At 38.1% G+C, this 26,029-nt stretch carries 24 protein-coding genes; 12 read left to right on the top strand and 12 right to left on the bottom strand.

Going from position 1 to position 26,029, the window contains the following annotated elements:
• Positions 1 to 38 precede the first annotated feature (38 nt).
• A complete protein-coding gene (locus D7029_RS05995) occupies positions 39 to 614 on the bottom strand; it encodes a PIN domain-containing protein (protein WP_194952115.1) in 576 nt (191 codons plus the stop codon).
• Positions 614 to 1,075 carry a helix-turn-helix domain-containing protein gene (locus D7029_RS05990; protein ID WP_194952114.1) on the bottom strand — a complete coding sequence of 154 codons (462 nt, stop codon included), beginning with the start codon at positions 1,073 to 1,075 and terminating at the stop codon, positions 614 to 616. The genes D7029_RS05995 and D7029_RS05990 overlap by 1 nt, the downstream gene beginning before the upstream one ends.
• Positions 1,076 to 1,297: 222 nt before the next feature.
• On the opposite strand from D7029_RS05990, the gene D7029_RS05985 reads away from it, so the two are divergent.
• Both D7029_RS05985 and D7029_RS05980 read left to right on the top strand, forming a co-directional pair.
• On the top strand, positions 1,298 to 2,080 hold the full coding sequence (locus tag D7029_RS05985; protein WP_194952113.1) for an alpha/beta fold hydrolase: 783 nt from the start codon (positions 1,298 to 1,300) through the stop codon (positions 2,078 to 2,080).
• Position 2,081: 1 nt separating this feature from the next.
• A complete protein-coding gene (locus tag D7029_RS05980) occupies positions 2,082 to 2,699 on the top strand; it encodes an FMN-dependent NADH-azoreductase (RefSeq protein WP_194952112.1) in 618 nt (205 codons plus the stop codon).
• A gap of 108 nt (positions 2,700 to 2,807) precedes the next feature.
• On the opposite strand, the gene nfsB is transcribed toward D7029_RS05980, so the two are convergent.
• Positions 2,808 to 3,461, bottom strand: a complete 654-nt coding sequence (gene nfsB, locus D7029_RS05975) for an oxygen-insensitive NAD(P)H nitroreductase (RefSeq protein WP_088493341.1) — start codon at positions 3,459 to 3,461, stop codon at positions 2,808 to 2,810.
• 98 nt (positions 3,462 to 3,559) lie between these two features.
• Between nfsB and D7029_RS05970 the strand changes: the two genes are divergently transcribed.
• Positions 3,560 to 3,928 (top strand): winged helix-turn-helix transcriptional regulator, encoded by a 369-nt coding sequence (locus D7029_RS05970; protein WP_075672530.1) that lies wholly within the window; start codon positions 3,560 to 3,562, stop codon positions 3,926 to 3,928.
• A 135-nt stretch (positions 3,929 to 4,063) separates the two neighbouring features.
• Here D7029_RS05970 and gndA read toward each other — a convergent pair whose 3' ends face one another.
• Positions 4,064 to 5,470, bottom strand: coding sequence for an NADP-dependent phosphogluconate dehydrogenase (gene gndA, locus D7029_RS05965; RefSeq protein ID WP_023581264.1), 1,407 nt, complete (start codon positions 5,468 to 5,470; stop codon positions 4,064 to 4,066).
• A gap of 244 nt (positions 5,471 to 5,714) precedes the next feature.
• Here gndA and D7029_RS05960 point away from each other — a divergent pair, with 244 nt between their 5' ends.
• Positions 5,715 to 7,295, top strand: coding sequence for a TerC family protein (locus tag D7029_RS05960; protein WP_194952111.1), 1,581 nt, complete (start codon positions 5,715 to 5,717; stop codon positions 7,293 to 7,295).
• A gap of 76 nt (positions 7,296 to 7,371) precedes the next feature.
• Positions 7,372 to 7,671, top strand: a complete 300-nt coding sequence (locus tag D7029_RS05955) for a hypothetical protein (protein WP_194952110.1) — start codon at positions 7,372 to 7,374, stop codon at positions 7,669 to 7,671.
• A 113-nt stretch (positions 7,672 to 7,784) separates the two neighbouring features.
• Here D7029_RS05955 and dcuC read toward each other — a convergent pair whose 3' ends face one another.
• From dcuC to apbC, 5 genes are all read right to left on the bottom strand, one after another.
• Positions 7,785 to 9,146 carry an anaerobic C4-dicarboxylate transporter DcuC gene (gene dcuC / locus D7029_RS05950; protein WP_088493344.1) on the bottom strand — a complete coding sequence of 454 codons (1,362 nt, stop codon included), beginning with the start codon at positions 9,144 to 9,146 and terminating at the stop codon, positions 7,785 to 7,787.
• 276 nt (positions 9,147 to 9,422) lie between these two features.
• On the bottom strand, positions 9,423 to 11,357 hold the full coding sequence (asmA, locus tag D7029_RS05945) for an outer membrane assembly protein AsmA (RefSeq protein ID WP_194952109.1): 1,935 nt from the start codon (positions 11,355 to 11,357) through the stop codon (positions 9,423 to 9,425).
• 47 nt (positions 11,358 to 11,404) lie between these two features.
• The gene (gene dcd, locus D7029_RS05940; protein WP_006537532.1) at positions 11,405 to 11,986 is read right to left on the bottom strand and encodes a dCTP deaminase; all 582 of its coding nucleotides are present in this window, start codon (positions 11,984 to 11,986) and stop codon (positions 11,405 to 11,407) included.
• 67 nt (positions 11,987 to 12,053) lie between these two features.
• Positions 12,054 to 12,695 (bottom strand): uridine kinase, encoded by a 642-nt coding sequence (gene udk, locus D7029_RS05935; RefSeq protein ID WP_023581260.1) that lies wholly within the window; start codon positions 12,693 to 12,695, stop codon positions 12,054 to 12,056.
• Between the two features lie 220 nt (positions 12,696 to 12,915).
• Positions 12,916 to 14,028: an iron-sulfur cluster carrier protein ApbC gene (gene apbC / locus D7029_RS05930; RefSeq protein ID WP_075672537.1), complete on the bottom strand. Its 1,113-nt coding sequence runs from the start codon at positions 14,026 to 14,028 to the stop codon at positions 12,916 to 12,918.
• Between the two features lie 204 nt (positions 14,029 to 14,232).
• Here apbC and metG point away from each other — a divergent pair, with 204 nt between their 5' ends.
• The 6 genes from metG (at position 14,233) to sanA (ending at position 21,434) form a co-directional block, all read left to right on the top strand.
• Positions 14,233 to 16,260: a methionine--tRNA ligase gene (gene metG / locus D7029_RS05925; RefSeq protein ID WP_194952108.1), complete on the top strand. Its 2,028-nt coding sequence runs from the start codon at positions 14,233 to 14,235 to the stop codon at positions 16,258 to 16,260.
• Between the two features lie 134 nt (positions 16,261 to 16,394).
• The gene (locus D7029_RS05920) at positions 16,395 to 16,868 is read left to right on the top strand and encodes a CidA/LrgA family protein (protein ID WP_194952107.1); all 474 of its coding nucleotides are present in this window, start codon (positions 16,395 to 16,397) and stop codon (positions 16,866 to 16,868) included.
• Positions 16,869 to 16,870: 2 nt separating this feature from the next.
• Positions 16,871 to 17,566 (top strand): CidB/LrgB family autolysis modulator, encoded by a 696-nt coding sequence (locus D7029_RS05915; RefSeq protein WP_102949522.1) that lies wholly within the window; start codon positions 16,871 to 16,873, stop codon positions 17,564 to 17,566.
• A gap of 199 nt (positions 17,567 to 17,765) precedes the next feature.
• The gene (gene cdd, locus D7029_RS05910; protein WP_194952106.1) at positions 17,766 to 18,650 is read left to right on the top strand and encodes a cytidine deaminase; all 885 of its coding nucleotides are present in this window, start codon (positions 17,766 to 17,768) and stop codon (positions 18,648 to 18,650) included.
• A 213-nt stretch (positions 18,651 to 18,863) separates the two neighbouring features.
• Positions 18,864 to 20,561 (top strand): NAD-dependent malic enzyme, encoded by a 1,698-nt coding sequence (locus D7029_RS05905; protein WP_088493349.1) that lies wholly within the window; start codon positions 18,864 to 18,866, stop codon positions 20,559 to 20,561.
• 141 nt (positions 20,562 to 20,702) lie between these two features.
• Positions 20,703 to 21,434 carry an outer membrane permeability protein SanA gene (gene sanA, locus D7029_RS05900; protein WP_088493350.1) on the top strand — a complete coding sequence of 244 codons (732 nt, stop codon included), beginning with the start codon at positions 20,703 to 20,705 and terminating at the stop codon, positions 21,432 to 21,434.
• On the opposite strand, the gene yeiB is transcribed toward sanA, so the two are convergent.
• The 3 genes from yeiB to D7029_RS05885 form a co-directional block, all read right to left on the bottom strand.
• Positions 21,431 to 22,582: a DUF418 domain-containing protein YeiB gene (gene yeiB, locus D7029_RS05895; protein ID WP_194952105.1), complete on the bottom strand. Its 1,152-nt coding sequence runs from the start codon at positions 22,580 to 22,582 to the stop codon at positions 21,431 to 21,433. The genes sanA and yeiB overlap by 4 nt on opposite strands.
• A gap of 15 nt (positions 22,583 to 22,597) precedes the next feature.
• Positions 22,598 to 23,257 (bottom strand): GTP cyclohydrolase I FolE, encoded by a 660-nt coding sequence (folE, locus tag D7029_RS05890; protein ID WP_023581251.1) that lies wholly within the window; start codon positions 23,255 to 23,257, stop codon positions 22,598 to 22,600.
• A 148-nt stretch (positions 23,258 to 23,405) separates the two neighbouring features.
• Positions 23,406 to 24,575 (bottom strand): YbfB/YjiJ family MFS transporter, encoded by a 1,170-nt coding sequence (locus D7029_RS05885; protein WP_194952104.1) that lies wholly within the window; start codon positions 24,573 to 24,575, stop codon positions 23,406 to 23,408.
• Between the two features lie 209 nt (positions 24,576 to 24,784).
• Between D7029_RS05885 and moeA the strand changes: the two genes are divergently transcribed.
• The gene (gene moeA / locus D7029_RS05880) at positions 24,785 to 26,026 is read left to right on the top strand and encodes a molybdopterin molybdotransferase MoeA (protein ID WP_156734414.1); all 1,242 of its coding nucleotides are present in this window, start codon (positions 24,785 to 24,787) and stop codon (positions 26,024 to 26,026) included.
• The last annotated feature ends 3 nt before the right edge of the window (positions 26,027 to 26,029 follow it).

The following is a 26,029-nucleotide window of genomic DNA, read 5'->3' as shown; positions in this document are numbered from 1 at the left end:
AACAAATAAAAAGAGAGTATTTAAGTACTCTCTTTTTATTAAATAATCGCCGTATACTTTTCCAATGATTTGACTGTCATAGGTAAACTTTGTCGTAATAGAGATTCAAAATATTGCTGTATATTCATTGCTGGCTTTTTCATGTTTTTTCTTTGATTGTAAATTACAGATAACACTAATGCATGATTTAAATCTAAAAGGTCAGATATAAATTCATCAGGGTGAAGTGCCTCTATATTAAACTTAATCAGTTTTTCTTTAGGAAAATCCTTTAAATTAAAAGTGACTATTGTTTCAGCATTACATCTAATTGCAGCCGCTAAAACATGCCTATCATTTAAATCAGGTAAAACTAACCCATCAATAAGCTCTTCATAACCATTTATCATTGCACTTGGTATTGCTTTATCCATTAGCGTAGCAATATATTCTATTTGTTTTGATGTTAAGTCAGGTCTATTTTTTAAAAGATTACGTTGCCATTCATTATGAATAGTTGCAGTCCATTGCGGTTGGTAGAGTCCTGCTATCCCTAAGCGTATTAATAAATCTCGTAATAATGATGGATATAAAACACATGCATCTAATATGACAGGATAAGGAGAATGATTCATTAATATAATCCTAATTCCTGGCTAAGATCGGTAAGCTCTTGCATCGCTTTCTCACTTTCGATTTCTCTTTGGTTTTTGTATCTCATTAAATCAGAAAAGAGTACTCGGCGGTGACGACCTGTTTTATGAAATGGTAACTTGCCTTCCTCTAACAATTTCACAAAATGGGGACGTGATACATTTAAAATATTAGCGGCTTCTTGAGTTGTTAATTCAGCATGAACGGGAACAACCTGAACTGCATTTCCCATAGCAAGCTCACCCAAAATAGTCATCAGTAGTGTCAATGCTGATGTTGGCAGTTCAATTTGATGAATATTTTGCTCATCGTCCTCAATTGATATTTTTTGTATTTCCAATTTAGTCGATAGATAAGTTGCTAGCTCTCGCTGCCCTTTTATAGCAACCTCAATTTCCTTTGGATCTGGTAAGTTCATATTATTAATCATTAAATTGGCCATTTTGACATTTCCATTTGTTTAGGTTTCAGTTTTAGAAAATCCTATTGTTGTTTTTATCGCCACCATTATAATCGAAATAAACGAAAGATCAATAAACGAAATATTCGAAAAACAACGCATGTTAATCATCATTTCCAGTGGCTAATAATAAAACTCTACTGACAAATACTGTCATTAAGATAAGCTAGAATAAGTGTTATAGAAGACATAAGGACTTCAACTATGACACATTTCGCTCATCAACAAGGTAAATCCTTTCTTATTGATAACGCTGAAATTTATATTGAAACACTTGGTGATCCTAAAAATTACCCTGTGATTTTATTGCATGGAGGAATGGGAAATTTAACTTCGTTTAACCCTTTAGTTAATTATTTAAAGAGTTACTACCTTATTGCTATAGATTCTAGAGGACACGGTAAATCCACATTAGGTGATATTTCATTAACCTATCAGCAATTACAGTCTGATGTAGAAACTGTGATTAAAGCTTTTGAACTCAAAAAATGTGCCCTTATTGGGCATAGTGATGGTGGGATTGTTGCTTTACGCTTAGCGGCTAAAAATATCCCCGTAATTGATAAAGTCATCACTATTGGTGCCAGTTGGCAATTAACGGATGATGATCCTGCTAAAGAGATCTATCAAGAGATTACGCCTGAATATTGGCGACACAATTTTCCTCAAGAGTGTGAATATTACCAAGATATTAATTCCAAGCCTGATTTTGAACGCCTATTTAATCAAGTTAAAACAATGTGGTTAGATCAAAGTACAACTGGCTATCCTAATGAAACAATTAAGAATATTCACTGTCCTGTATTAGTTTGCCGTGGTGATAATGATATGCTGGTTTCTTTATCTCATTCACAAGAAATCGTCGAAAACATTGAATCAGCCTCATTATTGAATGTGCCCTTTACTTCACATGTTGTTCATGAAGAAAAACCTCAATGGCTAGCTAATATTTTTAATGATTTTTTAAATAATCTAAATAAGAGCTAATATGAAAAAAACGTTAATTTTAAAATCTACTATTACGGGTGATTTATCTCATTCAAATAAATTAGTAGATCTCTTTTTAAGTAAATGGCTAGAGCATTCTTCACCTGAAACAATTACAGAGAGAGATATTATAAAATCACCTCTATCTGTTGTTGATGATGAAATATATCAAGCCTATTATTCAGTGCAACCTGAACATATGACAGATAAACAGAGAAATGCCATTTCTCTTTCAAACACCTTAATACAAGAAATAAAAGATAATGATATCATTGTCATTACCGCACCGATGTATAATTTCTCCATTCCAAATCAGCTAAAAAATTATTTTGATTTAATTATCCGAAATGGATTAACCTTCTCTTATACAAAGACAGGTAAGACAGGTCTTATTACTAATAAAAAAGCACTTATTTTATCTACATCTGGTGGTATTTATACAACTGGCGAAAATGATTTTTCAATACCTTATCTAAAAACACTTTTAGCATTTATTGGTATTAATTCTGTTGATACAGTTACAATTGATGGTATTGCAATCGAGCCAGAAAAATTAGAAGAAAAATATCAATTAGCAAAAATGGATATTAATGATTTTTTAAATAACCTAAATAGTTAAAATAGATATTACTGAATTTATTAAATAACGATAATCATTCGCTAAAATAAAAGCCATAATGAAAAAACCTCACTCAATAAAGTGAGGTTTAAATCAAAAACTTAAAATCTAAATATCTGTGATAATTTCACTTTGTGGCAATCTTGATTTTGGTAAGTTATAGTTAAAATCATCTTCTTCTCTATAACCTAATGCAACAATTGTCACGGCATGAAGACCTTTATCATTTAAAGAAAATGTTGAATCTATTTTGGATAAATCAAAACCTTCCATTGGAAGAGCATCTATTCCTAACGTTGCTGCTCCAAGTAATAATGATCCCATATTTAGATAGACCTGCTTCTCTATCCAATGAGATAAATCACCAAGTTGTTTTTCATGTAGATTAACAAAAAATGATCTTGCAAGATTATTTTGCTCTTTAAATTCGGCTGCTGGATATCGTCCAGCTTTATCTTCTAATTCAAGCAAATGAGAGAGATATTCTTCAGATAATGTATTTCTTGCACACATAACCACAACATGTGAAGCACTTAATATTTTCTCTTTATTAAATTCATAGCCACCCTCTGTTGAGCCAGCAATTTTCTGCTTAGCATCATCAGTTTTCGCGATGATAAAATGCCACGGTTGAGTGTTCACACTTGATGGGCTTAGTTGTAATAATGCTTTAATTTGTTCTAATTCTTGCTCAGGGATCACTTTGTTTTTATCAAAATGTTTTGTCGCATAACGTGTTTTCAATATCTTTAATAAATTCATTTATTACACCTATTCCAAATAAGACATTTGTATCGGGCTCATTTTAATTATAAATTACCGTCTGGCAAGTACGTACAATTTATGTATATAGGATACAAATGGATACTGTCAAAAAGAATAGATATAACGACTACACCTATGATGGATGCCCTGTTGAAGCGTCTTTAGAACTAATGGGAGGTAAAGGAAAAGGCATGATCCTTTACCATTTACAGGGAAAAATACTGCGATTTAATGAGCTAAAAAGAAAGCTTATTTCAATAACGCCTCGAATGCTGACTAAACAGTTGCGTGAACTTGAATCTGACGGACTTATTGAGCGCAAAGTGTATGCTGAAATTCCGCCTAAAGTTGAATATAAACTCAGTGAAGATGGAGAATCACTCTCTCACGTTTTAGCAGCACTACAAAGCTGGGGAGAGGAAAGAGCAATACCTCTATTAGAAAGATCTGCCAATAGAAAATAACATTAAAGAGTGATGCTACTACTTTTTCAACAACTACTCTGCAATATAAGTAATTGAATATTTGTTTTTATTAAATAAAAAAAGGTGCTGTATTACCAGCACCTCAAAAGGTTTTAACTTATTTTTTTTAAAGCTTTATTCCATCCACTCTGTGTGGAATACGCCATCTTTATCAGTACGTTTATAAGTATGCGCACCAAAATAGTCACGTTGAGCTTGGATTAAGTTTGCTGGTAACACTTCTGCACGATAGCTATCGTAATAAGAAATAGCCGCAGAGAATGTTGGAGTTGGAATACCTGCTTGTACGCCATAACAAACAACATCACGCAGAGCTTGTTGGTAATCATCAGCGATTTGTTTGAAGTATGGTGCTAACAGCAGATTTGCAATGCTTGCATCTTCGTTATAAGCATCTGTAATTTTTTGCAGGAATTGAGCGCGAATGATACAACCCGCACGGAAAATCTTCGCGATTTCACCGTAGTTTAAATCCCAGTTATATTCGTCTGATGCGGCTTTCAGTTGTTGGAAACCTTGAGCATAAGAGACAATTTTACCTAAATACAGTGCGCGACGTACATTTTCAATAAAGGCTTTTTTATCGCCAGAGAATGCTTTAGGTGTTGGGCCTGATAATACTTTAGATGCAGCAACGCGTTGATCTTTTAATGAAGAGATATAACGTGCAAATACAGACTCAGTGATAAGAGTAACGGGTACACCTAAATCTAAAGAGCTTTGGCTAGTCCATTTACCTGTACCTTTATTTGCCGCTTCATCAAGAATAACGTCAACAAGGTATTTACCTTCGTCATCTTTTTTACGGAAGATATCAGCCGTGATTTCAATCAGGTAGCTACTTAATTCACCTTTATTCCACTCTGTAAAGGTTTCTGCGAGTTCTTCGTTAGTTAAACCTAAAGAGTGTTTTAATACTGAATACGCTTCTGCAATCAGTTGCATATCGCCATATTCGATACCGTTGTGAACCATTTTCACATAATGGCCCGCACCATCAGCACCGATATAAGTCACACAAGGTTCGCCTTCAGCAACAGCCGCAATTTTTTCAAGGATTGGCGCGACTAATTCGTAAGCTTCTTTTTGTCCACCTGGCATGATTGAAGGTCCTTTTAATGCGCCTTCTTCACCACCAGAAACACCAGTACCAATAAAGTTAAAACCTTGTGCTGATAATTCACGGTTACGACGAATGGTATCTTTAAAGAAAGTATTTCCGCCATCGATAAGGATATCGCCTTTATCTAAATGCGGTGTCAATGCAGCAATTGTTTTATCCGTTGCTTCACCCGCTTTTACCATTAATAAAATACGGCGCGGTTTTTCTAACGAATCAACAAACTCTTCAATAGAATAATTCGGAACCAGTTTTTTACCTGGATTTTCAGCGATAACTTCGTTGGTTTTATCGCTTGAGCGGTTGTAGATGGATACAGAATAACCACGGCTTTCAATATTTAGCGCAAGGTTACGTCCCATAACTGCCATACCAACCACGCCGATTTGCTGTTTTGACATGAAAATAACTCCCGTCTGAAAATAAACCTGCCAGTATCAATGTACTGACAATTTGTTAACCTGATCACATAGTAACTCACTCTCTCACTTGGTGGTAGTTATTGATGTAATTGGTATCACAATCTTTTAGACAAAATGAAATTATTCCCCTGCGATCGATAATAAATTATTGAAAATTTCCTTCAAATTGCTCATTATTCCCAAGTCGGCATATGCCGTCTTTATAGAAGGTAAAACAAACTGTATGGAATGGATCTTGGATCCGACGATCTGGGTAGGACTCTCCACCCTAATTGTTCTCGAAATCGTACTTGGTATTGATAACCTTGTTTTCATTGCTATTCTGGCAGATAAACTTCCAGCAAAACTAAGAGATAAAGCACGTATAACTGGCTTATTGTGTGCCCTTGTTATGCGAATTGTGTTGTTATTTAGTCTCTCTTGGCTTATCACTCTGACAAAACCTCTTATTACACTGTTTGATCATCCTTTCAGTGCAAGAGACTTAATTATGCTTCTCGGAGGGATATTCTTGCTGTTTAAAGCCACTATGGAGCTTAATGAACGGCTAGAAGGTAAAGATCACAACGAAGGGAAACAACGCAAAACGACCAGCTTTTGGTCTGTCGTTGCACAAATTATCGTGCTGGATGCGGTATTCTCGCTTGACTCTGTGATAACCGCTGTGGGTATGGTTGATCATTTAGGCGTTATGATTGCGGCTGTCACTATTGCAATGTTCTTGATGATCCTTGCAAGTAAGCCTTTAACAAACTTCGTCAATAATCACCCAACCATTGTTATCTTGTGTTTAAGCTTCTTGCTGATGATTGGTTTTGCATTAGTTGCCGAAGGCTTTGGTTACGCCATTCCAAAAGGTTACCTGTATGCAGCGATTGGCTTCTCTATCATGATAGAAGTCTTTAATCAGTTAGCACAATTTAACCGTCGCCGATTCTTATCAGCATCTCGTTCTTTACGTGAACGAACAGCTGAAGCGGTGTTACGTATTATTAATGGTAAGCCTGAATCATCCGAATTAGATCATCACACATCTGATTTAGTCTCTAATGCTGAAGAGGTATTTGATCCACAAGAACGCCAAATGATTGTGCGTGTGCTTGGTTTAAGCCAACGTAATGTGAACAGTATCATGACGTCTCGCCATGATGTTGAATATGTAGACTTAAATTCAACACAAGATGATATCCGCCAATTATTGGAAAAGGACCCCCACTCTCGCTTAGTGATTACTGATGAACAACACAGTGATGAACCTGTTGGTGTGGTTAATATTATTCAATTGTTGAATCAACAATTGCGTAATGAACCTCTAAACTTACGTTTACTGGTCACACAACCGTTGATCTTCCCTGAAGGTTTATCTTTACTACAAGCGTTAGAACAGTTCCGTAGCGCTCACACTCACTTCGCCTTTGTTGTAGATGAATTTGGTTCAGTAGAAGGTGTCGTGACACTGACTGACGTTATGGAAACCATCGCAGGTAACTTACCAGTCAGTTCTGAAGAAAACGATTCTCGTCACGACTTGGTTCAAAATGAAGATGGTTCATGGACAGTTAACGGCTTTACACCACTTGAAGACTTAGTGCTTTATATTCCAATCAAATTGGATGAAAAACGTGAGTATGAAACCTTAGCGGGCTTATTAATGGAACACTTACAACGCGTACCAACCGTTGGTGAAAAAATCTTGATTGATGGTATTGAGTTTGAGCCATTAGAAGTGAATAACCATCGAATTAATAAAGTACGTATTGTAGAACCGACACCTGAAGACGAAGAAAACGTTGACGAAGCGTAATCTCTGTCAAATAGCAAAATATCCGCCTTTATGGCGGATATTTTTTATCTGAAGATTGTGTCTACTGGAAAATAATATGCATACCAATGTCAGCGTTAAAATCATTTGGTTAACCTCTATTGAAGGAGGAAGGCAATCACCACCTCCTTTGAGTGGTTTTTATTATCCAACCATTCAACTACCTTATGAACCAAATAGTTGGAGCCTTGCAATTGAAATCACTCACACACAGAAAGAGTCAGAACATTGGGTAAGTGAGGGTAATATGCAGTTTTTAGTTGAACATGCCCCTCATCATTTATTAGAAGAATTAGAAAAATTTGAAATTTATGAAGGCGATAAAAAAGTCGCTGATGTTTTTATTCAGTTTAACTGATTATTTTTTATACGATCTTTCTTAAACAAATAAAAAAACGGGCTTTGTTTTATCGCAAAGCCCGCCAATAAAATTTAAAACAATAATTCTAGATTAATTCAGTACAATAAAAATTAACCCAATGTACTTGGTACAAGAATTTCAGTAGCAACAATAACAATAACAAGACCAACTAATACAGGAACAGAAACGCGTTTCATCACTTCAAATGGTGAAATTTTTGCCATACCTGATACCGCAACCACAACACCAGAAACCGGTGATAATGTACGGCCTAAGTTTGAAGCTTGTAACATTGGAATAGTTAAATAAGCTGGGTTAACACCCATATTGCTTGCTAAACGAGGAATTAATTCAACGAAAGCATAGAATGGTGCGTTACCAGAACCGGTGGTCATTGCCGCTAACATGGTAATTAATACCAGTGCAATCATCATCACAATCGCACCTGAACCTAATGACTGAGCACCTTCGATTAATGCATTAATAAAGCCAACTGTTGTTAAACCTTGAGCAAATACCCCTGCTGCGACTAATAACATAACAACTTGAGCAAATGCATCTGCCATACCGCGGTAAGCAACTTCTAAACCTTCAAAAACTTGTTTTGCGCTAAAGCTACGAATAAATTCGATCACAGCCGCTAAAATCATACAGATAATAATAATGGCAACAATATGAAGCTCTGGTAACCATTTACCATCAAAAACGAGAACACCGATAATTGGTGTAAAAGGTAAAATCGCATAGAAACTTGGTGCGTGAGTTTTGATTTCATTCACGTCTAACATTTCAGTTTCAATGTGTTCTTTACGGTCAAGATAACGTTGCCAGAAGAAGTGAGCAATACACATACCAATAATTGCAGCAATAGAGATAGGTAATGTGGTTTTAAATGCGAAATCAATCAGCGGCATTTGAGACGCTTCAGCGGCTAAAATAACATCACCTGATGTTGGCGCTAAAATAATTGAGGCTGGAGACGCACAAATTGCAGCAGCAGCACCGCGACTAATTCCCATATTCACCATGACAGGGAACAGCGTTGCCATTAATAACACACCTAAACCTGTTGCCGATGAAACAGCCAGTGACATCAAACATGCAACAATGTAAGCCGCAACCATCAGAAGATAGGGTGAGTTAATCATTTTTAGTGGGCGTGATGCTAATTTAACAACAACATCATTAGCACCGATGTGTGTCATATAAGCAGCAAAACCACAAAGTATCATGATCATCATACCTAAATCGCCACCACGGCTCATTAGTAGATTTTTCACATACTCAACAATATCAATTAAACCATAACCTGTCGCAGTTGCGCTTGCAGGTAAAACTGCTCTTCCCATAATAACGCTGATGATCAGTAATAACAGACCACCCGTCATTAAGACACCTGTTGGTGAATAGCCTTTTACAATATAACGTCCAACACCTACAGCAACGAAGGCGCCGATAAGAATTTCAATCATTTATTTATCCTGTCTAAAGTAGTCATTTATAAAATGAAGTTTTTTTATTTTTATCATCATTTTTGCGTTTAGTGCGATTGACACACTCTGCCCAAAGGCAACGTTGCAGTGTATGACATATATCAAAAAAAACGACTATTTTTTTACATATACATAGCACGAATGCTTACTTTTCATTCAAAACATAAATTAAATGATAGATATAAAGCAAAAAGCACACAATTATCAAAATAGTGTGCTTTTATTAAGAATGTGATGAAGTTAAAAATCGTGAAATTAGATTTTCTTCAATAGCTGATTAAGTGCTTTTACTTCTGGGCTTTCAGCATCTTCTTTATTTAACCAATTATCGATAGCTTGCTTGGCTTTTTGCTGTAATTGATCACGCAGTAATTTTTCAATATTAAGTTCATATTGAATCGCATTCCAATCACCATAAAGCCTTAATGGAATTTCAATTTTAGCTAATTGACGGATAAATTCGTTTTCTTTACCCCAACCTTTTTTGATATTAACAAGTAACATCACATCAAGATAATGGCGTTGAAGATCCACTTTGCCCTGCCCTTTAATTTGATAGGCATCTGCTTGAGCATCAAGTGAATTAACGGTGACTTTCCCTTTTGGCGCTAACTTAAATTGGGCAATCACATTATCTGCTTGGGTATAGCTTTCGATATCTTCAGGATAAATGACTTTATCAGTAGCTTGAGCAACTGATTGCTGAATAACCTGCGGTACATTTAATCCCTGCATTTTAAATTGGCTAACAGATGTATTGAGCGTACCTTGCCAATAATGATAAAAGGCTTTTCGGTTATATCCTGCACCTTCTAAATTCCCTTTTGCCGAAATTAATCCACTGAAATTTTCAGGTTGATTAAACACACGCAATAGTGGCTGTAATGGAATATTGTTCATTGTGACATCCATGCTGATATGTGCTGGCACAATGCTTGTAGAGATAACTGTTGGAAGTGAGAAATCACCTTGAAGGACTTGTCCTGTCAAGGTTTGAATATTTAGCGAATTAGGATTATTTAGAGCATCAAGTTTAAAATTATTAATCTCTAACTCTTTATAAAGCAGCTTATTCAATGCCAATTTCAGCGTAAATTCAATATCACCCCAATGCGTTAAATCATATTCTTTATTTTCAATAGTCACTGAAGTAATAACTGGCTTTGCCATAATGGTGGCATTTGGCGCTGGTGCTGCATGTGCAGTATTAAATAATGAAAACGATGATGGCGTCTTATTATCTTTAGGGGTCAATAATGCGGTTTCAGTTGTTTTAGCCTCAGCTAACTCTGGTAACAACGTATTTAAATTTAATTGTTCACCTTTTAAGTCAACTTGATAACGTGTTTTACCTGAAAATTCCGCACTGATATTACCTTGCAGTTGGCTATCATTAGCAGTGAGATTTAAGTTATCAAGTGAAACTTTTCTCACGCCCTCATTTTGGATCGTAAAATCTGAAGTTAAACTTCCTGCTATGCCATTTTCAGGGATCCCTATTCCTGATAAAGCATAATCTAACTGTGTGATATTACCTGCAATTCGGTAAGGATAGCTGTTCATATCCGCATTAGCGGCAACATTTAGTGTGATCTCACGACGGTCACGATTCACTTTCGTGCTCATCTCAAGACTAACTTGTTTTTTCTCGTCTGTTTTCAACGATAAATTAATATCGCGTAAATTAAGCTGCTCACCGTCTTTCATTTGCCAAATAATTAAGCTGTCTGAAATTTTTACTTTGGCAATATTCAATTGCCAATTATTGGCTCTAGGTTCGATGACTGGGCGAGAAATATCTCGAGGAGTAGAAGGTGGTGATATTTTAGGAATAGCTTTGCTTTCCGGTGTTTGACGAACAACAGCACCTTTAAGCATGACTTCTTTTACTTCAAGTTGATGAGAAAGTAGCGGTAATAACTCAACATCAAGACGCATATTATCGGCTGTAATTAAAGGCATTTCAGCACCGGGTGCTGTCAATGACATTTTACCACTAATAATGCTTAACTTTGGCCATACATGCCAACGCATATCATCTTGCAATGTAAGTTTATAACCGCTTTGTTTTTCGACCCTTTCAACAAGGTATCCACGGAAATCATTCGGGTTAATGAGTAAAACTAATGCTGTTAAGCCTGCCAAAATAACCACAAGCAAAATAGCCAGTGTTGTCAGAAACCTTTTCATACAATTACCCGCTTAGTGAAATATGATAATAATGATTATAAAGATAGTTAATCTTCACTAATCCGACTACCAACTGCACCTTGTTGATTTTTATATTTTGCATCTTGACGACGATTATAAGGTCTATCAGCAGAACCAGACATAGGTTCAAAGCTTAATGCACCAATAACCATACCCGGTCTTAATGCGAGTGGGAGTTTACCTGAATTGAAAAACTCTAATACGATTTGTCCATGCCAGCCGGGATCAATACGATGAGCGGTAACATGCACCATTAAACCTAAACGAGCTAATGATGAGCGTCCATCTAACCATCCAACAACATTGTCAGGCAAGGTGACTGATTCAAGTGTCACAGCTAATGCTAATTCACCAGGATGTAAGAAAAAGGCTTCACCTTCAGGTAAAACAATTTCATCACTCATTACACGCTCTAGCGCAGCATTCACTTCTGCCTTAGGACCACTTAAATCAATATAAGCTGCAGTATGACCTTGGAAAACACGGAATTGGTTTCCTAAGCAAACATCTGCTGTTGCGCCGTTAATTCGCTCGACGGGCGGGCGGGGTTCAATGACTAATTTACCTTCATCCAGCCACTGAATAATATCACGGTCGCATAATCGCATTTTATTTCCTTCTTCAAATTAAACAGGCAGTTTCATCATGCATGAAAGCTGCCCACAAATGAACCTATTATTCGCAGAACTGTCCAATTTTTGCTTTCAGAATATCAATCGCAACGCGGTTTTTACCCCCTCTTGGTACAATAATATCGGCATATTGTTTAGAAGGTTCAATAAACTGGAAGAACATAGGACGAACGGTTTTATTATATTGTTCAATGACTGAATCTAAGCTACGTCCACGTTCATTCACATCACGTTTAATTCTACGCATTAAGCAAATATCTAATGGCGTATCAACAAAGATAGAGAAATCCATCTCTTCACGCAGGCGTTTATCTGTTAATAATAAGATGCCTTCAATGATAATAACTTTTTTGGGTTGAAAAGGAATAGATTCTGCTTTGCGAGTGTGAGCAACGTAGTCATATTGAGGGAGTTCGATGGTTTTTCCTGCTTTGAGTTCACACAAATGCTGATATAAAAGTGCGTGATCCATCGAATTTGGGTGGTCATAATTGACCTTATATCGTTCTTCCATCGTTAAATCACTTTGGTCACGATAATAACAATCTTCTGGTATCACCCCGATATTATGATCACCTACTTGCGCTCTTAATTCGCGGTAAAGTGTACTTGCAATAAGACTTTTACCCGAAGCAGAGGCTCCAGCGATACCTACAATTGTGCACTGATGTGCTGTGTCAGCCATAATCAAAAACCTGGTTTGAAATAAAAAGAGGGATAACGTAATAATATGTAAATATTACGCTAGCGCAGATTATAGTTTTGAAATCACTCTGGTTCCAGCGTAAAACCAGAAATCTATTTGTTTTTTATCAAAAACAGTCGGAAATCGCATGTAAAAAATGGAAAGCCAAATGACTCTCCATTTAAATCAGCAAATAATTCAACGTATTATTTTACTGCAATTACACTGCGCGGAAAGAAATTTCCGTTGGGATTGCATCGCCATCCCAATACATTTGAGCTGAAACTGTTGACGCGATTTCGCGATAAATATCAGCAAACTCGCCTTCAGGATCACGCATCACTGTTGGTTGTCCGCGGTCTAAGTCTTCACGTAAAGAGATATGAAGAGGAACTTGACCTAATAGTTCGCAATGATACTTCTCAGCCAATTTCGCCGCACCACCTGTACCAAAGATAGGTTCAAGGTGACCACAGTTGCTACAAATATGTGCGCTCATGTTTTCAATAATACCTAATACAGGCACATTGACTTTCTTAAACATGACGATCCCTTTCATCGCATCCACCAGAGCAATATCTTGTGGTGTTGTTACTACAACAGCAGCGGTTACTGGGATGTTTTGAGATAAGGTTAATTGAATATCACCTGTTCCCGGCGGCATATCGATAACCAGATAATCCAAGTCAGGCCACAGCGTATCTTGGAGCATTTGCATTAATGCTTTGCTCGCCATAGGACCACGCCATACCATCGCATTATCATCAGTGACTAAATAACCGATAGAGTTAGACGCTAAACCATAAGCCATAATTGGCGCCATATGTTGTCCATCAGGAGACGTTGGACGCTCCATTGTGGTACCCAACATATTAGGAATAGACGGGCCATAAATATCAGCATCAAGAATACCTACTTTAGCGCCTTCTTGTGCAAGTGCTAATGCAAGGTTCACTGCTGTACTTGATTTACCTACGCCACCTTTACCAGAGCTCACTGCAAGAATATTACGAACACCATTAACACCAGGCAGATCATTTGCACGACGTAAGGTTGAAATATTGTGCTTGAGTTTCCATTCAATGGCTTTTGCGCCAGTGATGTTGCGAAGTTCAGCTGTTTTTTCTTCGATTAGGACTTGGAAAGGTTTTTTCCAAACAAACGGCATCACTAATTCGATATGAAGAACATCGTCAATCATCGCACATTGATGTAATGCTTTTAGAGAAAGCAGATTACGTTTCAATGTCGGGTGTTCAAAAGTAGACAAGACACCTGAAACTTTTTCGTTCAGAATCTCAGGGGTGGTCTGCTCGGGGGATTTATCACTCATCCCGGCTCCTCTCGTTTTCATTATTTATTAAATATATGAGTGCATCTATCATATCAGATAGTAGATGACTACGATAATGCCTTACCTCAATTTGCCAACTGAAATTTCTCTTGCAAAAACTCGATTATTGCCCTAGCGACATCATGACGGATCGGTTAACATCAAAGTCCCTTTTATTAATTTTATGGAAGTAAGATCCTTACTATGTCTCACGTCGCGAATAAATTATTGGTAACCTGCGCGTTACCTTATGCTAACGGTTCAATTCATCTCGGTCATATCCTTGAGCACATTCAGGCAGATATCTGGGTCCGTTATCAACGAATGCGCGGCAAAGAAGTTCATTTCATCTGCGCTGACGATGCTCACGGCACCCCAATTATGCTGAAAGCTCAACAACTGGGTATTACCCCAGAAGCAATGATTGAAGAAATGAGCAAAGAGCATCAGCAGGATTTTGCTGGCTTCAATATCAGTTATGACAATTATCACTCTACACACAGTGAAGAGAGTCGCCAATTATCGACTAAAATTTATCTTGCACTGAAAAAGAATGGTCACATCAAAAGCAAAACTATTTCTCAGCTTTATGATGAAGAAAAAGGCATGTTTTTGCCTGACCGCTTTGTAAAAGGCACTTGCCCTAAATGTAAAGCGCAAGACCAATATGGTGATAACTGTGAAGTTTGTGGCTCAACTTACAGCCCAACAGAATTAATTAATCCACGCTCTGTCGTATCAGGTTCAACACCTGTTATGCGTGAAACTGAACACTATTTCTTCGACTTACCTGCATTTAGCAACATGTTGCAAGAGTGGATACGCTCTGGTGCACTGCAAGAGCAAGTTGCGAATAAAATGCAAGAGTGGTTCGACAGCGGTTTACAACAGTGGGATATCACTCGTGACGCACCTTATTTCGGTTTCGAAATTCCAGATGCACCGGGTAAGTATTTCTATGTATGGTTAGATGCACCAATTGGCTACATGAGCTCTTTCTTAAACTTATGTGAAAAACGTGGTGATTTAAGTTTTGATGAGTTCTGGAATAAAGACAGCAAAGCTGAGCTTTATCACTTTATTGGTAAAGATATCGTCTATTTCCACAGCTTATTCTGGCCAGCAATGTTAGAAGGCAGCGAATATCGCAAACCAACAAACTTATTTGTTCATGGTTATGTCACAGTAAATGGTGCGAAGATGTCAAAATCTCGTGGCACCTTTATTACTGCTCGCGCTTATCTTGACCATTTTGATGCGGATTGCCTGCGTTATTACTATGCAGCAAAACTTTCATCACGCATTGATGATATTGACCTAAACTTAGAAGACTTTGTTCAACGTGTAAACAGCGACATTGTTAATAAAGTGGTTAACCTTGCATCACGTACAGCTGGTTTTATCAGCAAGCGTTTTGATGGCAAATTAGCTGATTCTTTAGATGATGCTAAACTTTATCAACACTTTGTTGATATGAAAGAAACTATCGCACAATCATTTGAAAATCGTGAATTTGGTAAAGCTGTTCGTGAAATTATGGCATTAGCAGACGAAGCTAACCGCTATATCGACGAAAAAGCGCCTTGGGTAGTGGCAAAACAAGAAGGTCAAGATGCTCAGTTACAAGCAATCTGTACTATGGGGATCAACTTATTCCGCGTACTAATGACTTATCTGAAACCGGTATTACCTTCACTGACAGAGCGCTCAGAAGCCTTTTTACAAACCCAATTAACATGGGATGCACTTGAACAACCACTATTAGGCCAAGAGATCACTAAATTCAAAGCGTTGTTTAACCGTATTGAGATGGATAAAGCCAATGCAATGGTTGAAGCCTCAAAAAGCACCATTGCACCGGTAAAAGAAGTGACGGGTCCATTAGCAGATTCACCGATCCAAGAAACCATCAACTTTGATGATTTTGCGAAAATCGATATGCGTATCGCTGAAATTAAACAAGCCGATTTTGTTGAAGGTTCAGACAAACTGCTGAAATTAATTTTGGACTTAGGTGGCAAAACTCGCCAAGTATTCTCAGGTATTCGTACTGCATACCCAGATCCTAAAGTGTTAGAAGGTCGCTTAACGGTAATGGTGGCAAACTTAGCACCTCGTAAAATGCGTTTTGGTATTTCAGAAGGCATGGTAATGGCAGCAGGCCCTGGCGATAAAGATATCTTCTTACTCAGCCCAGATTCTGGTGCAAAACCGGGTCAGCAAGTGAAATAACAACCAAGATTCATTTGCCAAGTAAATAAATGGCGGGGTTCTATTAGAACCCCGCTCTTTTTTTATTGTGATCCATAGCACACTTTCAAAATCGGTGTATGATAATTCTGTTAGTTGATTTGGGACACTTACTTATGAAATCTAAACGGGCACGATTGCAGATTACACTTTGGCATTATCTACGATCTTTTTTGGTACTTTATCTTTGTCTCTTTGCTGGTAATCTTATTTCAGCCCTTCTACCCTTTGCGGTTCCAGGCAGTATTGTTGGCTTACTGATCCTTTTTGGTTTACTTGCTTTCCAGCTTATCCCTTTGCGTTGGGTTAAACCCGGTGCCAATATCCTCTTAAAAAACATGTCATTACTCTTTATCCCTATCGGTGTTGGTGTAATGAACTATTATGATTTGTTAAATCAGCAACTTTTTCCCATCGTTCTAGCCTGCGTAGTGAGTACCTTTGGTGTTATGGCACTCGTTGCATATTGCTCACACTACGTTCATCGTGAGCGCGTTATCGTGGGTTCGAAACCAGACCAAGTTGAAGATATTGTGGAAACAAAAGAGAAAGACGACGATAAAGCGTTAAGTGAGAAGAAAAAATGTTAGCCATGTTGATGAATATTTGGTGGTCACTTCCTTTAAGTATTTTTATTTTTTACTTAGCTCGTAAACTTGCAGCTCGATTTAAATTACCTATTTTAAATCCGCTTTTAATTGCGATTGTGGTGATTATCCCTATTTTATTGATAGCCAAGATACCTTACGAAAATTATTTTGCAGGTAGTCGTATTTTAAATGACTTATTACAACCTGCCGTTGTCGCTTTAGCTATACCGCTTTATCAGCAATTACACCAAATTCGCGCACAGTGGAAATCATTAATCAGTATTTGCTTTATTGGTAGTATTGCTGCGATGGTTAGTGGCACTGCCATTGCATTATGGGCAGGAGCAACACCTGAGATTGCTGCATCAATCTTACCTAAATCAGTGACAACACCTATTGCGATGGCTGTGGCAGACTCTATTGGGGGCATTCCTGCTATCAGTGCAGCATGTGTTATTGCCGTGGGTATTTTAGGGGCTATTTTTGGTCACTCGTTATTTAAAATACTACGTATTCCTACTCACGCCTCTCGTGGTTTAGCAATGGGTACGGTTTCTCACGCAGTCGGAACAGCAAGAGCTGCAGAAGTTGATTATATAGAAGGTGCTTACAGTTCATTGGCATTAATGACATGCGGGATTATTACATCCCTTACTGCACCATTTATCTTCCCTATTATTTTGCATCTTTATAGTTAATATTTTTTATACTCTACCTTTCAAATCCCCGATTTAATTAATTTTACTTCGGGGATTTTTGCTATAAATTTGAGATACATCTCTCAATTACTGAATTTGTTGCAATTGTTTCATTGAAAATATGATTCTCATCACATATAAGAATGGGTAAAGATGCCTAGAATCTTATAATACAGAAAGATTAATGGGAGACTCATGTATGCATACTCGTTTTCAGGCAGTTTGGTCAGATTTATCCCCTCAGTTACAACAAGCACTTGCTCCTTATCTTGAGCAGGATGAATTCCCTGCAATGTTTACGGCAGAGCAGGTCAATGCCATAAAAACACAGTTACAATGTAATGATGATACCTTAGCCCTAGCACTTTTACCCGTTGCTGCCGCTTGTGCTGTTGCACCAATCTCTAATTTTAAAGTTGGTGCAGTTGCGCGTGGTGAAAGTGGTAATCTCTACTTCGGTGCCAATATGGAATTTGCTGGCGCTCCACTACAACAAACTGTTCACGCTGAACAAAGTGCAGTGACTCATGCATGGTTACGTGGTGAATCTCGCTTGATCTCCGTCACCGTTAACTATACACCTTGTGGTCATTGTCGCCAGTTTATGAACGAATTGAACAGTGGCACCCATATTCAAATTCAGTTACCGGGTAGAAAAATGGCAACATTAGGTGATTATTTACCTGATAGCTTTGGCCCGAAAGATCTCAATATCACCTCTTTATTAATGGACAAAGTTAATCACGGTTACAAAATTGATAACCCTAGTGAATTAGCACAACAGGCGCTACAAGCCACTAATCGTAGCCATGCTCCTTATAGTGAGTCGCACAGTGGTATTGCCGTTCAAATGAAAGATGGCAAAATTTTCCAAGGTAGTTACGCAGAAAATGCCGCATTCAACCCAAGTTTACCGCCATTACAAGCTGCTTTAATTTTGTTAAATATGGCAGGTGAGAGTGTGATGGATATTGAATCTGCTGTCTTAATTGAAAAAGCAGAGACAATTTTAACGCAATGGGATGCAACACAAGCAACATTAACTGCTTTAGGTTGTCGCCAAATGCAACGCATCACTTTGTAAAAAGTTTTAACTTATTCCTCTAAAAATCTCTCCTAAAAAAGCATCAGCATGTAAATTTTGCTGATGCTTACCAGAAAAAGTTGTAACAACCGTATCTATCTCTCATTTCTAAGCATAAAAATCATAAAAAAATAACATAAGCTGTACATATTTTTATTATTTTGTAGGATCTACAATTGTCATGTGACTAACTGCCTTACAAGAGTATTTTTCATGGAACTGGAACACGAAAGTAAACGCCCTCTCTACATCCCGTATGCAGGTCCAATCCTGCTTGAATTTCCCCTGTTAAATAAAGGTAGTGCTTTCAGCGAAGAAGAACGCAGCACCTTTAACTTACATGGTTTACTGCCTGAAGCAGTTGAAACCATCGAAGAGCAGGTTGAACGCGCTTATCGCCAATATCTTGATTTCAAAAACGATAACGATAAACATATTTACCTACGAAATATCCAAGATACCAATGAAACCCTGTTTTACCGTCTATTGGAATCTCACCTAACTGAAATGATGCCAATCATTTACACACCAACAGTGGGTGAAGCTTGTGAACATTTCTCTGATATTTATCGTCGTGCTCGTGGTTTATTTATCTCTTACCCTAACCGCGCCAATATCGACGATATGCTACAAAACGCCACTAAACAGAACGTAAAAGTTATTGTTGTAACAGATGGCGAGCGTATTCTTGGTCTAGGTGACCAAGGTATCGGTGGTATGGGTATTCCTATCGGTAAACTCTCTTTATATACCGCGTGTGGTGGTATTAGCCCAGCGTACACACTGCCTGTTGTACTTGATGTTGGTACTAATAACCCACAACGTTTAAACGATCCTCTGTATATGGGATGGCGTCATCCTCGTATTACAGGTGATGAATATAACGAGTTTGTTGATGAGTTTATTCAAGCTGTTAAACGTCGCTGGCCAAATGTTTTACTGCAATTCGAAGATTTCGCACAAAAAAATGCGATGCCTTTATTAAACCGTTATCGTGATGAGCTATGTTGCTTTAACGATGATATTCAAGGTACAGCGTCTGTCACTTTAGGTAGCCTAATTGCAGCAAGCCGTGCTGCTGGCCGCCAATTAAAAGACCAAACTGTCACTTTCTTAGGTGCAGGCTCTGCGGGTTGTGGTATTGCTGAGCAAATCATTGCCCAAATGAAATCTGAAGGTTTAAGTGATGAGCAAGCGCGTGAACGTATCTTTATGGTTGACCGTTTTGGCTTATTAACAGACAAACTGCCAAATCTACTTGATTTCCAAAGCAAACTTATCCAAAAAAGTGAAACCATTGCTGATTGGGAAACCGAAAGCGATGCGATTTCACTGTTAGAAGTGGTTAAGAATGCAAAACCAACTATTTTGATTGGTGTTTCAGGACAAGCAGGTTTATTCACTGAAGAAATTATTCGTGAAATGCACAAACACTGTGAACGCCCTATCGTAATGCCATTATCTAACCCAACTTCTCGTGTAGAAGCGCGTCCTGAAGATATTATCAACTGGACTGATGGACAAGCTTTAGTCGCAACGGGTAGCCCATTTGCACCAGTTAAATACAAAGATAAAGAGTATCCAATTGCACAATGCAACAACTCTTATATCTTCCCAGGTATTGGACTAGGTGTTATCGCATGTGGTGCAAAACGTGTTACTGATGCCATGTTAATGGTTGCAAGTCGTGCATTAGCAGATTGCTCACCAATGGCAAAAGATGGTGATGGTTCTCTGTTACCTTTACTGGCTGATATTCAGCAAGTTTCGCGTTATATCGCAAAACAAGTTGCAAAAGAAGCTCAAGTACAAGGTGTTGCTACCGTAACTTCTGATTCAGCATTAGAAGAAGCGATTGAACGTAACTATTGGTCACCAGAGTACCGTATTTACAAAAGAACCTCGTTCTAAGTAGCTTGAAACACTAAGTACCATTCTGAAAAGCGCGTCATTACTTAATATGAGGCGCTTTTTTCTTGCTTCCCTATCTCTGCTCAAGTAGCCTTAAGCATTATGAAAGTCATTCGTTATTTGCGTCATTAAGGCAAGGAAATGCTAAAACGCCTCATTTATCTCTTTCTCACACTTTTTATTCTGCTTGCTGTCACTTTGATTGCCTGCGATCGCTGGATCGGCTGGAAAACCAATCCTTATATCTTTGAAGATGTGGATACGTTACCTGCTAAAAAAGTGGGCATGGTGTTAGGCACATCGAAGTACTATACCAGCGGTTATATAAATCAGTTTTATCAATACCGCATTCAAGGCGCTGTTAATGCTTATAATAGTGGCAAAATTCAGTATTTATTACTCAGCGGTGATAATGCAAAACATAGCTACAATGAGCCCAATACCATGCGTAAAGATCTCATTAAAGCAGGTATTCCAGCATCTCGTATTGTGATGGATTTCGCAGGCTTCAGAACACTTGATTCAGTAGTACGGACAAAAGAGGTATTTGGTACAGATGGATTTACCATTATCACTCAGCGTTTTCACTGTGAACGTGCCGTTTTTATCGCATTAGAAAAAGGAATTGACGCACAATGCTTTGCGGTTGCATCCCCTAAAAGCATGTTTAAAGTACGTGTACGGGAAGTATTTGCCAGAGCAGGTGCAATGATTGATGTATATATTCTAAACCGTGAACCACGCTTTTTAGGACCGCCAGAAACTATTCCTGCAATGCAATCTATTCCTGAAGGCATTAAAGGTTATCCTGCGGTTTCACCAGAGGAAGTCGAATCGCTTCCTCTGAATGAAAATAATCATGAAAAAACCTAAAAGAATTGTGCTAATTTTGAGGCTGATTTACGCCAAATCCATTCTATTGGCCCTTGTGGAAAATAACGTAACCAAATCATTGCAAAAGCAATATTGATTGCCCAAATAGCGACAACAAAAGGCATCAATTCAGGTAGAGTAAATTGATTAAATAGCCCCATACGCTGAAATAAATAAATACCGATAAGGCTTTGCATTAAATAGGTTGTTAACGCCATTTTGCCGACACAGCGTAAAGCATAAGCAAGAGAAGAGTGTTGGATAATATCCCAACTCCAATAAAACAGCGCAATATACCCCAAACTTTGCATTACTTGGATCAACATGGTTAAAGGTTGTGCCAAAATAGCCGCCCAGCGATAATCCCAATCAAGGTAATAATCCACCAGCACAATAGCTGTTTGTAAGCTTAAACTGATTGAAAGGAAATAAAGTGCCACATAGCCATAATGAGTACGGCTAAATTTCTGCTGTAACCAACCTGACGCCATTAACGCAGAGCCCATCAACATCGCACCGAACAAAAACCAACTGTATTGACGTACTAGATTAAAAACAAAAAGACTTAGCTCATTCAAACGATAATAAACACTATTTAAATAAGGCCCTGTTTTCCAATCTGATTCAGCCAATTGAGAATATGGCGTGCTGTACCAAACGGTATCAATAAAGTCACGATAATAGTAAAACAACGCACCTAAAATAAATGCGCCACAAAAATAGAGTATTGCTCCCAATATAAACTGCTGTTTTGTCGCTATTGATTTAATAAACGCAAAAACAAATAAACCACATATACTATATGGAAATAAAATATCACCTTCCCAAATAAATAATGTGTGAATAAGGCCAATCAATGCCAGCACAACTAACCGCGATATATTAAAACGCGTTCCTTTATATAAAAGGAGATAAAGCGTACCACCAAATAGCAACGCAAAAATAAAGAGGAATTTTCCTTGAGCAAACAGATTTAATGCCATCCATGTTATACGATCACCAAAAGAGGCTTCTCCCGAATGTAATGGGTTAAATGAAGCCACTCTTAATAATGCAAAACCTGAAATATTGAGCAATAAAATGCCAAGGATCGCCATTCCTCTCAACGCATCGAGAGCTTCGATACGTTGACGAGACGATTCATTCATTTTTATTTAAAAATCTCAAAGATGACGAACAGCGCGCAAAAATTCCTGACGCGTATTTTGACTAGATTTAAATAACCCACCTAATGAAGTGGTGGTGGTTGCACTAGTTGCATCACGAATACCACGAGCTTTAACACAATAGTGAACCGCATCAATAGAAACAGCCACATTTTTTGTGCCTAGTAACGTTTGTAATGCGATAAGAATTTGCTGTGTTAAGCGTTCTTGAACTTGAGGGCGTTGAGCGAAGAATTGCACAATACGATTGATTTTAGATAATCCAATCACTTTATCTTTCGGGATATAAGCCACAATCGCTTTACCATCAATAGTGACAAAGTGATGTTCGCAAGTACTTGTTAATGTGATATCTCGCACTGTCACCATTTCATCAACTTGCATTTTATTTTCAATTAGCGTGATTTTTGGGAAGTTGTGGTAATCCAGCCCTGAGAAAATTTCATCAACATACATTTTTGCGATACGACGAGGTGTTTCAGCTAAACTATCGTCACTTAAATCCAGATTTAACAGCTTCATCACTTCTGTCATATGATGTTCAATTTGCTGTTTACTCTCACTTGGAGAGAGTTTTGGTTCACGAAGAGGCGTTTCCAAACCGCGTTCAACTAACGCAGCATGCACCCATTGCGCCTCTTTACTTAATGATGACATTGGACTCTCCGATAAACACATTAATTAAGTAGCTGTTATCGCACTTAGCAACAACAACCTACACTTTAGATGACCTCAATCACATTATCCAGCGATACCGCATTTTTCGTTATGAAATTATTGCATTTTTGTATGAGCTACTTTTAGTTTACTGATGTTCTTTTTCTTTTAAGCACACTAGAAAACCACCGATTATCAACACAATAAAAGCAACATAAAGTGCAGGTTCTAATTTCCCTGTTAATGCGGTTGAAAGTGAAGAAATTACAGGACCAACTAATTGTCCGATGGCATAAAAAGTGGTAAGTAAACCCGCCATATAACGCCCATGATCCGGAGCTAGTTCTCTGCCTCGTAAAAAAGCAAGTTGTACAGCGCACATAAGACCGCCACCAATTAAGAAAGCGCCAATCGCAAGCCCTGTTATCGTTGGAACCCATTCTGCAATCAAAATACCTAATGCTTGTAACCAAAGCGTAATGGCTAGGCGTAACTGCGTGTTTAGTATGTTACGCGTTAAAATAGCGATCCCAATACACAATGCAGCTGAAGCACCAAAAACAGGCCAAACAAATTGCGCGATCAAGCTACCCGGAAAGCGTTCTGCCGCCATTTGAGAAAGAAATGTGGCAGGTAAAATATAGCCAAATCCGGCGAAGGTATAACCCCAAATCAACTTTTTCATCGCTGGTGTGAGCGTTAAAGGTGCAACTTTTACTTCTTCTCTGCTCATTTTCCACGGTTTTGGAAGATGGTAGCTCACATATATGGCACAAATAAAAGCAAGAGAGCCGTAAATTAACCATCCCGTCGTCGCGCTGATTTGCCATTTCATAATTAGCACAGCGAGAATACCACTAATAAATATACCGGCACCCGTTCCTGCATAAACAGCCACACTTAATGCAGGCCGATTAAGACGAGCCAGTAACTCGTTAGCCCATGAAGCCACCAGCACTAACGTCCAACCACTTGCCCAGCCAATAAAAAAGCGCGCAATACTATGTGTAAAAGCATCATTTAAAAAAGCAGACAACAGAGTGATTATCACCGCACCCCAAAGACCCGCCCATAAACGATATCCCACACCTTTAACGGCTTTCATCGCATCATAAGATCCCGCGAGGTAACCAAGGTAATTAAATGCAGCGACAATACCTGCACTTGTTAGCGTTAATTGATATTCTGCAATCATCAACGGCACTTGAGGTGTAAATGTAAAGCGCCCTATCCCCATTGCAACCACTAAAGCAAGAAACCCACTAAAAGCAATATGAAAAGCTTGTGCTGAATGACTTTGGTGATTTGAAGTATTCATGGATATCCATTATTTTGTTTTATCATTTTAATGTGCTGTCCATTAATAACAGAACAAGTAACACATTAACCTCAGACAGTTAACATTTTTGCAATAAAAAGTTTCATTTCTTTCTATTCACAAGATGATCTCTGACATGATGATGTTCATCGTGATAGATTAGTATCATGAAATAAAACAGAACATTTCGATAGATCTTGGAGTATATGATGAGTCAATGTCACGTTAGCGGTTTATTATCTCTTGATGAAGCGCTAGAAAAACTACTTGAAAAACCGCTGGCAATTACCAATACCCTTAACATTCCATTAAATAACGCCGCAGATTATATTCTAAGTGAAGACATTACATCTCCACTGAATGTTCCGCCTTTTGATAATTCGGCAATGGATGGTTATGGACTTCGTTACGCTGACTTAGAAGCTCAAACTCCACTTCCTGTTGCAGGTAAATCGTTCGCCGGTATCCCTTTTGAGGGAGAACTCCCTGCTGGGCAATGTGTACGCATTATGACAGGGGCAATGGTTCCTGCTGGTGTTGATACTGTCATAATGCAAGAAGAAGCTGAAGTGACTGAAAATGGTGTTCGTTTTCCACACCCAGCTAAGAAAGGCCAGAACATTCGCCGTATTGGTGAAGATATTAAAGAAAACGATATTGTATTACCTGCTGGCACTAAACTTTCAACAGCACAATTACCTTTAATCGCCTCTTTAGGTGTGGCAACGGTACAAGTTTATCGTCGTTTAAAAGTAGCTGTTTTCTCTACGGGTGATGAATTACAAACTATCGGCCAGCCATTAAAAGCGGGTCAAATTTATGATACCAACCGTTTTGCAGTACGTTTAATGCTTGAAAAACTAGGATGTGAAGTCTTAGATTTAGGCGTTATTCCTGATTCACCAGAAAAACTACGTGAAACCTTTAAAAAGGCGGATCAAGAAGCAGATTTAGTGATCAGCAGTGGTGGTGTTTCTGTGGGTGAAGCCGATTACACCAAACAAATTCTTGATGAAATTGGTGAAATTGGTTTTTGGAAACTTGCCATTAAACCGGGAAAACCTTTTGCCTTTGGTCGATTACATAATGCATGGTTCTGCGGTTTACCGGGTAACCCAGTGTCAGCAACCGTGACATTCTATCAATTGGTTCAGCCTTTAATTGCTCGTCTATCAGGTTTTAGTCATTGGAAAGCACCGCAACGTTTCCAAGCCATTGCTCAATCATCATTGAAAAAATCAGCAGGTCGCCTTGATTTTCAACGTGGTATTGCAAGTATTAATGCCGAAGGTGTATGGCAAGTAGACACAAGTGGTCATCAAGGCTCACACGTTTATAGCTCCTTTAGTGTCGCTAATTGCTTTATCGTTTTAGAGCGTGAACGCGGTAAAGTCGCAGCTGGCGAAACTGTGACTATTGAGCTATTTAATTCTCTATTAAAAAGTGAATAGCCT

It is taken from the genome of Proteus vulgaris (assembly GCF_016647575.1).
GTDB lineage: Bacteria > Pseudomonadota > Gammaproteobacteria > Enterobacterales > Enterobacteriaceae > Proteus > Proteus mirabilis_B.
This window is presented reverse-complemented; position numbering and strand designations above follow the sequence as displayed.

Excerpts from the sequence above, each read along its gene's own strand:
- moeA (WP_156734414.1), top strand. The coding sequence starts at position 24,785 with ATGAGTCAATGTCACGTTAGCGGTTTATTATCTCTTGATGAAGCGCTA.
- D7029_RS05995 (WP_194952115.1), bottom strand. The coding sequence starts at position 614 with ATGAATCATTCTCCTTATCCTGTCATATTAGATGCATGTGTTTTATAT.
- gndA (WP_023581264.1), bottom strand. The coding sequence starts at position 5,470 with ATGTCAAAACAGCAAATCGGCGTGGTTGGTATGGCAGTTATGGGACGT.
- D7029_RS05985 (WP_194952113.1), top strand. The coding sequence starts at position 1,298 with ATGACACATTTCGCTCATCAACAAGGTAAATCCTTTCTTATTGATAAC.
- folE (WP_023581251.1), bottom strand. The coding sequence starts at position 23,257 with ATGTCATCATTAAGTAAAGAGGCGCAATGGGTGCATGCTGCGTTAGTT.
- D7029_RS05915 (WP_102949522.1), top strand. The coding sequence starts at position 16,871 with ATGTTGATGAATATTTGGTGGTCACTTCCTTTAAGTATTTTTATTTTT.
- apbC (WP_075672537.1), bottom strand. The coding sequence starts at position 14,028 with ATGAGTGATAAATCCCCCGAGCAGACCACCCCTGAGATTCTGAACGAA.
- D7029_RS05970 (WP_075672530.1), top strand. The coding sequence starts at position 3,560 with ATGGATACTGTCAAAAAGAATAGATATAACGACTACACCTATGATGGA.
- D7029_RS05955 (WP_194952110.1), top strand. The coding sequence starts at position 7,372 with ATGCATACCAATGTCAGCGTTAAAATCATTTGGTTAACCTCTATTGAA.
- asmA (WP_194952109.1), bottom strand. The coding sequence starts at position 11,357 with ATGAAAAGGTTTCTGACAACACTGGCTATTTTGCTTGTGGTTATTTTG.
- metG (WP_194952108.1), top strand. The coding sequence starts at position 14,233 with ATGTCTCACGTCGCGAATAAATTATTGGTAACCTGCGCGTTACCTTAT.
- dcuC (WP_088493344.1), bottom strand. The coding sequence starts at position 9,146 with ATGATTGAAATTCTTATCGGCGCCTTCGTTGCTGTAGGTGTTGGACGT.
- D7029_RS05990 (WP_194952114.1), bottom strand. The coding sequence starts at position 1,075 with ATGGCCAATTTAATGATTAATAATATGAACTTACCAGATCCAAAGGAA.
- yeiB (WP_194952105.1), bottom strand. The coding sequence starts at position 22,582 with ATGAATGAATCGTCTCGTCAACGTATCGAAGCTCTCGATGCGTTGAGA.
- D7029_RS05885 (WP_194952104.1), bottom strand. The coding sequence starts at position 24,575 with ATGAATACTTCAAATCACCAAAGTCATTCAGCACAAGCTTTTCATATT.
- D7029_RS05920 (WP_194952107.1), top strand. The coding sequence starts at position 16,395 with ATGAAATCTAAACGGGCACGATTGCAGATTACACTTTGGCATTATCTA.
- D7029_RS05905 (WP_088493349.1), top strand. The coding sequence starts at position 18,864 with ATGGAACTGGAACACGAAAGTAAACGCCCTCTCTACATCCCGTATGCA.
- nfsB (WP_088493341.1), bottom strand. The coding sequence starts at position 3,461 with ATGAATTTATTAAAGATATTGAAAACACGTTATGCGACAAAACATTTT.
- cdd (WP_194952106.1), top strand. The coding sequence starts at position 17,766 with ATGCATACTCGTTTTCAGGCAGTTTGGTCAGATTTATCCCCTCAGTTA.
- sanA (WP_088493350.1), top strand. The coding sequence starts at position 20,703 with ATGCTAAAACGCCTCATTTATCTCTTTCTCACACTTTTTATTCTGCTT.
- D7029_RS05960 (WP_194952111.1), top strand. The coding sequence starts at position 5,715 with ATGGAATGGATCTTGGATCCGACGATCTGGGTAGGACTCTCCACCCTA.
- dcd (WP_006537532.1), bottom strand. The coding sequence starts at position 11,986 with ATGCGATTATGCGACCGTGATATTATTCAGTGGCTGGATGAAGGTAAA.
- D7029_RS05980 (WP_194952112.1), top strand. The coding sequence starts at position 2,082 with ATGAAAAAAACGTTAATTTTAAAATCTACTATTACGGGTGATTTATCT.
- udk (WP_023581260.1), bottom strand. The coding sequence starts at position 12,695 with ATGGCTGACACAGCACATCAGTGCACAATTGTAGGTATCGCTGGAGCC.